Source organism: Vibrio sp. 2134-1, assembly GCF_033339495.1.
Map to the genome: position 1 here is coordinate 1 of NZ_JAWOUS010000602.1, position 621 is coordinate 621.

1 pseudogene is annotated in these 621 nt (G+C 50.1%); it reads right to left on the bottom strand.

The features are described 5' to 3' along the window. A pseudogene (locus R7R78_RS27470) lies at positions 1-554 on the bottom strand (plasmid stability protein StbA); the annotation flags it as partial. Between the last annotated feature and the right edge of the window lie 67 nt (positions 555-621).

Here is a 621-nt window from a genome sequence, read left to right on the forward strand (position 1 = left end):
AAGAACCCAGGGTCAATTACAACGGTTTTTCCTCCCTGGATAATCTCCAGGAGGTCTTCATCTTTGGTTGAACTTACAACATCCATGTAAGCACCGGCAGGTTGAGGTACAACCACGACAGACTTAACCGCTACCGATCGTTTTGGCGTGATCTGGTGTTCACCCTCAAGCCGAGATTTCAACGCCTCTCTGCGCTCTACGTCCATGTACTGACTAACAGGCAGGCCAGTCACCAGCACATCGATCTCCTTCTGCTCGGACATCAGGAGTGCAGCGTAGAAAAGAGCCTTGTATGGATTGGTCGAAGGATAGTCGCCGTGAAGCTCACGCTCCCATCCTTGCAATCGGTCAGGCTCGACGCCTGCAACCCATTTCTCTCCATCAATCACAACCTGAATGCAGGTCCCTGCACCGCCAGTTAACTGTTGTGGCATCAGTTCCAATGGACCTGCCCCCACCGGCATGACGACTGTGCGAGCTTCCTCACCTTTATACCCCATTGCCATTTTCAGGTTGGAGTAACCAATATCCAAACCCAGAACAAATTGACTCATGAAATCCTCCAAAGATTGCTTTTAGATTGCTTTTCGATTGCTTGCCGCGTGTTGGATAGAGAATAAG